Annotated in this window: 7 protein-coding genes; 5 read left to right on the top strand and 2 right to left on the bottom strand. The window is 60.7% G+C overall.

Annotated elements, in window-relative coordinates:
* Positions 1-311: carbohydrate ABC transporter permease (locus GSQ76_RS31370; RefSeq protein WP_408837130.1), on the bottom strand; the 311-nt coding region annotated here is incomplete at its 3' end.
* A gap of 9 nt (positions 312-320) precedes the next feature.
* Positions 321-1,577: an extracellular solute-binding protein gene (locus tag GSQ76_RS22985; RefSeq protein ID WP_158746450.1), complete on the bottom strand. Its 1,257-nt coding sequence runs from the start codon at positions 1,575-1,577 to the stop codon at positions 321-323.
* Between the two features lie 109 nt (positions 1,578-1,686).
* On the opposite strand from GSQ76_RS22985, the gene GSQ76_RS22980 reads away from it, so the two are divergent.
* The 5 genes from GSQ76_RS22980 (at position 1,687) to GSQ76_RS22960 (ending at position 7,387) form a co-directional block, all read left to right on the top strand.
* A complete protein-coding gene (locus tag GSQ76_RS22980) occupies positions 1,687-2,634 on the top strand; it encodes a nucleoside hydrolase (protein ID WP_254070585.1) in 948 nt (315 codons plus the stop codon).
* A gap of 654 nt (positions 2,635-3,288) precedes the next feature.
* On the top strand, positions 3,289-3,747 hold the full coding sequence (locus tag GSQ76_RS22975; RefSeq protein WP_158746448.1) for a (2Fe-2S)-binding protein: 459 nt from the start codon (positions 3,289-3,291) through the stop codon (positions 3,745-3,747).
* A 2-nt stretch (positions 3,748-3,749) separates the two neighbouring features.
* On the top strand, positions 3,750-5,120 hold the full coding sequence (locus GSQ76_RS22970; protein WP_158746447.1) for a c-type cytochrome: 1,371 nt from the start codon (positions 3,750-3,752) through the stop codon (positions 5,118-5,120).
* A complete protein-coding gene (locus tag GSQ76_RS22965; protein ID WP_158746446.1) occupies positions 5,113-5,748 on the top strand; it encodes a molybdopterin cofactor-binding domain-containing protein in 636 nt (211 codons plus the stop codon). Before GSQ76_RS22970 ends, GSQ76_RS22965 begins: the two co-directional genes overlap by 8 nt.
* Positions 5,702-7,387 (top strand): xanthine dehydrogenase family protein molybdopterin-binding subunit, encoded by a 1,686-nt coding sequence (locus GSQ76_RS22960; protein ID WP_158746445.1) that lies wholly within the window; start codon positions 5,702-5,704, stop codon positions 7,385-7,387. Before GSQ76_RS22965 ends, GSQ76_RS22960 begins: the two co-directional genes overlap by 47 nt.
* The last annotated feature ends 60 nt before the right edge of the window (positions 7,388-7,447 follow it).

The raw sequence follows: 7,447 nt of genomic DNA, 5'->3' as shown, positions 1-7,447 counted from the left end.
AGGCAGGCCGCCGACCTCATGCGGAGTGCATAACACCCTCTAGCCATGAGAAGGGCCAGCAAGAACGCGAGCACCACTTGCAACGGGTTCACGATCACGTTGAACGCCAGCGTCACGCGGACGCTGTTCCAAAATTCCGGGTCGCTGGCTAGAGCCGTGTAGTTGTCAAAGCCCTGGAACGACGTCTCGCCAGTGAGGTCAGTCCCAGTAAAACCACCAACGAGCGATAAGAGGATCGGCACCACCCGGAAGAGGAATAGGCCGATGAGGGCTGGTGCCAGGAAGGCATATGGAACCCATTTAGCGCGCACCCGGCCGACTCAGACCTTGCTGTATTTAAGCAATTGTCGGTCGATCTTGGCCGCAGTGTCAGTGAGCATACTCTTCACGTCTCCACCCGACTGCATGTCGCGAAGGCTTTGGCGCAGCAAATCCTCATACTCGCGCCAACCCGGCGTGGATGGACGAGCGGCAGCGGTGTTCTCCACCTCGTAGCGAATGATCTTCCAGGTTGGGGTTGCGAATACCTCCGGCAATTTGTCCCATACGTCGAGCCTTACGGGGACATAGGGGCGTAGCTTGAACCATTCCACCTGTAACGCGGAGGAGGTCATGAATCGGAGGAACTCAGCCACCGCGTCCTTGTTCCGCGTGCGTGGGTTGGCACCAATGTGCCATGACCCGGTCGGGGTAACTGGCTTGCCTTTGGCAAAATACGGATGCGGCGCTATGCCCCAATCCAGATCTTTATACTTGGTGCGGAACAAATCGAGGTTGAAGGTGCCGGCCAGAAACATTGCCGACCGACCCGATCCGAACAGGTCTGGCGTCACGTTGTTGTCGAATACGCCCGGTGGCGATATTTTCCAATCGGTATACAGGCGCTGCAGGAAGCTGAACCCCTCCACGAAGGCTGGCCCATCGAGGTAGCCGGTCGCTCTTAGTCCGTCCGCACTCAGTGCAACGCCGCCCAGCGATTGGCCCAGCGGCAGCAGCTGGTATGGGCGCTCGGCCTGCTCGATGATCAGGCCCCACCGGTTCTGGGCCGGGTCGGCCATTTTGCGTCCTGCCTCGACGACCTGCTCCCATGTCCAGCGTTTCTGCACGTCAGCCGCGGGTGGTTCCAGCCCCGCCTGTTTGAAAAAGGCGCGGTTATAGAACAGCAATTGGGAGGAGGTGGAGAAAGGTGCCGAATATAGCTTGCCGCGAAAACTGGCAGCATCCACCGCGGCCTTGGCGAACTGGCTCGTGTCGAGTACGTCGTTCAACGCCAGCGCCTGGTTGCGTACCCCGTAACTGGCTGAGAGGGGGCTGTCACAGGAATATAGATCTGGATCCGCCGTGCGAGCGCCCAAGCGGATCTCGAGCGTCTGAAACAGGTCCGAAAACGGGATCAACTCGTATCCCGCCGCTATGTCCGGATGGGCTTGGTTGAAGGCGTCGAATAGCGGTCGGACCTGGCTGTCTGGCCAGCCATTCCACGTCGCCTTCAGCGTCGTGGCAGCCCGCGCTGGTGTCGCAAGCCCCGCCAGCCCGAACCCTGCTCCGGTCAATGCCGCCCGCCGTGTCAGTCGCATGCCGCCCCCCTTTGGCCGGAACGGTCTTGACGACGTGCCGGGTTTATAGACTTACCTGAGTTATAGGGCGGAGGCCGAAATTGGCCAACGAGGGAATGGAGTGGTCGGCATGACACGCACGAAGATCCTGATCGACTGCGATCCCGGCCACGATGACGCCGTCGCTATCCTCTATGCAGCACGGCATTGTGACCTGCTTGGCGTTACCACGACGCATGGCAACAATTCGCTCGACAACGTCACGCGCAACGCCCTGTCCGTCCTAACGCTCGCTGGTCTAGACACACCGGTCGCCAAGGGCTGCGCGGATCCGATCGCCGGGGTCCGGATCCACGCAGGCAACGGCCACGGCAAGACCGGGCTGGACGGCACGACCCTGCCGGAGCCAGATCGGACCCCGATTGATCGCCATGCCGTCGACTTCCTCATCGATACGGCACAGCAGCATAAGGACGAATTGGTTCTAGCCGTCATCGGGCCGGCCACCAACGTCGCCATGGCGATCAAGCGCGAGCCTCGCTTCGCCGGTTGGCTGCGGGAGATCACGGTCATGGGCGGATCAACGGGGCTGGGGAACATCACGCCCGTGGCGGAGTTCAACTGCTGGGCCGATCCCGAAGCCTCCGGCGTCATGTATGGGTGCGGCGCTCCGATCCGTATGGTCGGCTACAACGTAACTTCTCGCACCGGAACCAACGAGGACGACATCCAGCGGCTGAAGGGTGGTGGTCGGATCCCCAGCCACGTTGCCGACTTACTGGAGTTCTACCTTGAGCGGCAAAGGCAATTCTTTGGCCTCAACATCGCACCAATGCACGACGTCTGCGCGATCGTTCCCTACGTTCATGACGATATGCTAACCTATCATCACTGTAATGTTCAGGTGGAGCTACAAGGCAAGTTCACCCGCGGCATGACCGTCTGTGACTTGCGCACCTTAACTGAAGAAGGGAAGGCAATGCGCGGCAGCGGCGACGCGAACGTCCTGGTTGCTGTCGAAGCGGATGCGCCCAGGCTGATCTCGCACGTGATCGACACGATTCTGTCTTACTCCTGAGGGGGCGTGCCCGATCTGGCAGCAACAGCGCCGCCTCGACCCAACCGTGAGGGGAAAAGCATGTTTGGCGACCCTCATTCGTATATATCTGAGCGCATCAGCTCGGCATCTTTGGCCATCAAGCACCATCTGGATCGGAGCGGTGTCAGGGCAACGCTTGGCGGAGAGTGGGTTGGTCGCTTTAGACCGTCGGTCTCAGGGCACGCTCATTCAGATTGATTTGGGCATCGTCGGAACGTGATCTCGAGCCACATTGGAAGCTGAAGCCTATAACCGAGCTTCCAAAGCTGGAGGGACATTACAAGTGTCAATCCAGAATGAGAAACAAAACTCAAGTTTCTGCGCTGATGAGCGAAAGTCGATCAAAGTTTTCTGTAACGGAGCGCTTCATTGCGGCAAATGGCCATCCACAGAGGCATCGCGTGGATTACCGCGCGATATATTGCTAAGGTCAAGATCAATATTTATCCCCGACTAGAGTGCTATCGGTGGCGGATGTGGTTGTATTCTCATCCCTTCGATATCGGGGCAGCCCGGCGAGGACAGCAACCCGAGCGTTTGCCAACCGACGCTAGCGGCGGGGGCTAAGTCCGTATAATCTGGTCGCGAGCTTAAGTTGGTGCGCTAGTTTGGCTGTAAGACAGGAATAATGATATGCTCACACTTACAATCAACGGGCAGTCGCGGGCAGTCGAAGTACCAGACGATATGCCGCTTCTGTGGGTGTTGCGTGATCATCTCAATTTGGTCGGCACCAAATATGGTTGCGGCATCGCCCAATGCGGTGTCTGCACCGTGCATGTGGCGGGCAAGGCGGTGCGTTCCTGCCAACTGACCGTGGGCGATGTTGGTACTCGTGCTGTCGTCACCATTGAGGGGATCGGCGACACGCCCAATGGCGCCAAGGTCCAGCAGGCCTGGATGGAGGGCTCAGTGCCGCAGTGTGGCTATTGTCAAGCTGGCCAAATCATGTCGGCCACGGCGTTGCTAGACAGCAACCCGCACCCTGATGATTCGGACATTGACGCCGCCATGGCAGGTAATCTCTGCCGCTGTGCGACCTATATCCGTATCCGCCGAGCGATCAAGAGCGCCGCCGCCAGATCGGCGTGACCATGAAAAAGACCTTTGGCATGATCGCTGCGGTCATTGTCGTGGCGGCGTTTAGTGTTGCAGGCTGGCTGTTTCTTGGCCGTGACCCAATGGCCTTCGCCAGCGGCTCGACCGTGGCGGTGCAAGACTACAAGGGCGGCAACGTCACCGGCGTTCCGGTCCAACTCTCCAATGCCGATCTGGTGAAGCGCGGCGAATATCTCACTCACGCTGCAGATTGCCAAGCCTGCCATACCGCCCCTGGCGGCGCGCCGTTCGCAGGCGGCTTCGCCTTCAACATGCCGTTTGGCACTCTGTATTCCACCAACATTACCCCCGACAAGCAAACAGGCATCGGCAATTACACCGACGCCCAATTTCTGGCTGCCGTGCACAAGGGCATTCGCGCCGATGGCGCGAAACTCTACCCCGCCATGCCCTACACATCCTACACCTACATGACGGACGACGACGCGCTGGCCATCAAGGCCTATCTCTTTGCGTTGGCGCCGGTCCATGCCCCGGCCAAGCAAAACCAGCTTTCCTGGCCCTTCGACCAGCGTGGGATGCTGACGTTGTGGAACGTGATGTTCAATCCCGATGAACGCTTCCATCCCAATACCGGCCAAAGCCCGCAATGGAATCGCGGCGCCTATCTGGCCGAGGCGATGGGCCATTGCGGCGAATGCCACACACCCCGCAACGTCGCCTACGCGCTGGACAACCACGACAAATATGCCGGTGCGCTCACCGCGGGTTGGCGGGCCTACAACATCACGAGCGATAAGGATTCCGGCATCGCGGATTGGAGCGACCAGGATATCTATCTCTACCTTTCTACTGGTCACGCCAACGGCCATGGCGGTGCGGCGGGTCCGATGGGTGAGGCCACCGACAACAGCCTCAGCTATCTGCTGCCGGATGACGCGCATGCTTTGGTGACCTATCTGCGCAGCATCCCCGCCCATGCGAGCGACCTGCCGCGGACCGTCACCACGCCCGCCTCAGCGTCCTACAAGGAGGGTCCGGTGGTGAACGCCGATCCACGCGGCGAAAAGGTCTTTGCCGGCGCCTGTGCGAGTTGCCATGGCTGGACTGGCGTCAGTCCGGTAACCGGTTATGCCACCCTCACGGGTGTGCGCGCCGTGAACGACCCCAGCGCCACCAATGTGGCGCAGCAGGTCCTCCATGGCGTCAACCGCCAGACCGCCGAAGGCACGATCTTCATGCCGGCTTTCGGTGAGGGCTACTCCGACGAAGACATCGCGGCCGTGGCCAATTACGTCACCGCCCGCTTTGGCGCCAAGGGCGCAAACTTAACGGACAAGGATGTGGCCAGCCTGCGGAAGCAGGCGGCCCAGCATCCTTATGCCCCGGAGGCAACCAATGGCTGAAATCCTGTCCAACGCTGCCCGTTCCGATGCTTATTTCTCGGCGCTGATCCGCGAGGTCCGCTCCATACCTGCGGCATCATTGACCACGGGACGGCGCAGCTTCTTCAAGCTGGCCGGCGCGAGCGCGGCGGGCCTGGTCTTGGGCTTTCATTTCGGAGACACCGCATTCGCGGCCGAGACGGCGGAGGGCAGCCAGGCGATGAACGCCTTCATCCGCATCGCCCCCGACAATACGATCACCATCTACTCCAAAGCCCCGGAAATCGGCCAGGGCATCAAGACCTCCTTCGGCGTGATCATCGCCGACGAGCTCGACGCGGATTGGAACCACGTCGTGATGGAACAGGCGGACATCAACACCAAAGTCTATGGCTACCAGGGTGCGGGCGGTTCGACGTCGATCCCGCGTGCCTGGGATCAGTTGCGGCAGGCCGGCGCCGGCGCCAAATCCATGCTGATCGCCGGCCGCCCAGCAATGGGCCGTGGACCCCTCGCAGATTACCGCCCGGGATTCGGTCTTGACACACGCGGCCAGCGCCCGGTCGGCGTCATACGGGTCGCTCGCCATTGCGGCGGCGAAGATGCCGGTGCCCGACCCCAAAAGCCTGGCGCTGAAAACCCGGGCTGAATATCGCCTGATCGGCAAGCGGTATCACGGCGTCGATGATCCCAAGGTCGTCACCGGCCAGCCGCTCTTCGGCATCGATGTCCAACGTCCCGGCATGGTCTATGCCAGCTACACCAAATGCCCGGCGGCGGGCGGCAAGGTCCGCTCGTTCAATGTGGACGAAATCAAGGCCCAGCGTGGTGTCATCGACGCCTTCGCGATTGACGGCACGGGCCTGATGGTCGAAGCGATGCCCGGTGTCGCCATCATCGCCAAGGACACCTGGAGCGCCTTCCAGGCGAAGGACAAGCTAAAGGTGGACTGGGACCTCAGCGAGGCATCGACAGATTCCTCGTCGCAATTCTCGGCTCAGGCCAAGGCGGTGGCGAACCATTTCCCAGCCACGCCAGACGACGATGTCGGGGACGTGGACAAGTCCTTCGCCACTGCCGCCAAGACCGTGGAGGCTTACTATGAATATCCCTTCGCCGCGCACGTGCCGCTGGAACCCATGAACACGACGGCGCACTGGCATGACGGTGTGATGGAAATGTGGGTTCCCACCCAGCAGCCCGATCGCGGCCTGCCGCTGATCGCGCACGTGGCCGGAATCCCGCAGGACAAGATCGTCATGCACCAGACCCGGGTGGGCGGAGGCTTCGGACGGCGGCTGGTCAACGACTATGCCTGCGAAGCGGCGGCGATCGCAAAGAAGGTCAACGCTCCGGTCAAGCTACAATGGACCCGGGAGGACGATTTCAGCCATGATTTCTACCGCCCCGCCGGCTACCACCAGTTCAAGGGCGCAATTGACAAGGACGGCAGGCTCGACGCCTGGCGGGAACATTTCATCACCTTCACCGCCGACGGTAAAAAGGAATCCACCGGCGCCAACCTCACCGACAACCTGAAATACTCCATCAAGGCGCCGAATCTGCGCCGCGGCAAGACCATGTTCCCGCTGAAGATCGCCACCGGCTCGTGGCGCGCGCCCGGCGACAACGCCCAGGTTTTTGCGGCGCAAAGCTTCATGCACGAGCTGTCGCTCGCCTCAGGCCACGATCACGTCGAGTTTCTGATTGATGCCGTCAACCGCGACGTGCCTGCGCTGGTGCCCAAAGACCCAAGCGTCAACTTCAGCCCCAAGCGGGCCACCGACGTGATAAGGATGTGTGCCGAGCAGGCGGGCTGGGGCAAGAAATTGCCCAATGGCAGCGCTCTGGGCCTGGCCTGGTGCTATTCCCACGCCGGCCATGCCGCGCAGGCGATCGAAATCAGCATGGACGCCAACAAACGGATCAAGGTCAACCGCATCGTCGTGGTGCTTGATGTCGGCCCCATCATCGACATGGCCGGATCCGAGGCTCAGGCGCAGGGCGGATCCACCGACGCTCTCTCCACCGCCATGGGCCTGAAAATCAACATCGAAAATGGCGTGATCCGAGAACAAAACTACAATGCGTATCCCATTCTGCGTCTGCCTTTTGCGCCAATGGCAATTGATTCCTATTTCATCCAGTCGGAAAACCCACCAACCGGTATGGGCGAACCCGCTTTCCCGGCGCTGGCGCCCGCGCTGGGCAATGCTATCTTCGTCGCCACCGGAGAGCGGGTACGACGTATGCCGTTGCGTGATTTAGGATATTCGCTGGCTGTCTGACACACCAACATTGCTCCTAAGGCTCCGTCAGGAAATAAGTGAGCGACGTCTTCTGATTTG

The sequence above is a fragment of the Acidisphaera sp. L21 genome (genome assembly GCF_009765685.1).
GTDB lineage: Bacteria > Pseudomonadota > Alphaproteobacteria > Acetobacterales > Acetobacteraceae > LMUY01.
Note: the sequence above shows the minus strand (reverse complement) of the source record. Positions and strands in the feature narration are given on the sequence as shown.

Coding starts and splice junctions, on each gene's coding strand:
- GSQ76_RS22965 (WP_158746446.1), top strand. CDS start 5,113: ATGGCTGAAATCCTGTCCAACGCTGCCCGTTCCGATGCTTATTTCTCG.
- GSQ76_RS22980 (WP_254070585.1), top strand. CDS start 1,687: ATGACACGCACGAAGATCCTGATCGACTGCGATCCCGGCCACGATGAC.
- GSQ76_RS22985 (WP_158746450.1), bottom strand. CDS start 1,577: ATGCGACTGACACGGCGGGCGGCATTGACCGGAGCAGGGTTCGGGCTG.
- GSQ76_RS22970 (WP_158746447.1), top strand. CDS start 3,750: ATGAAAAAGACCTTTGGCATGATCGCTGCGGTCATTGTCGTGGCGGCG.
- GSQ76_RS22960 (WP_158746445.1), top strand. CDS start 5,702: ATGCCGGTGCCCGACCCCAAAAGCCTGGCGCTGAAAACCCGGGCTGAA.
- GSQ76_RS22975 (WP_158746448.1), top strand. CDS start 3,289: ATGCTCACACTTACAATCAACGGGCAGTCGCGGGCAGTCGAAGTACCA.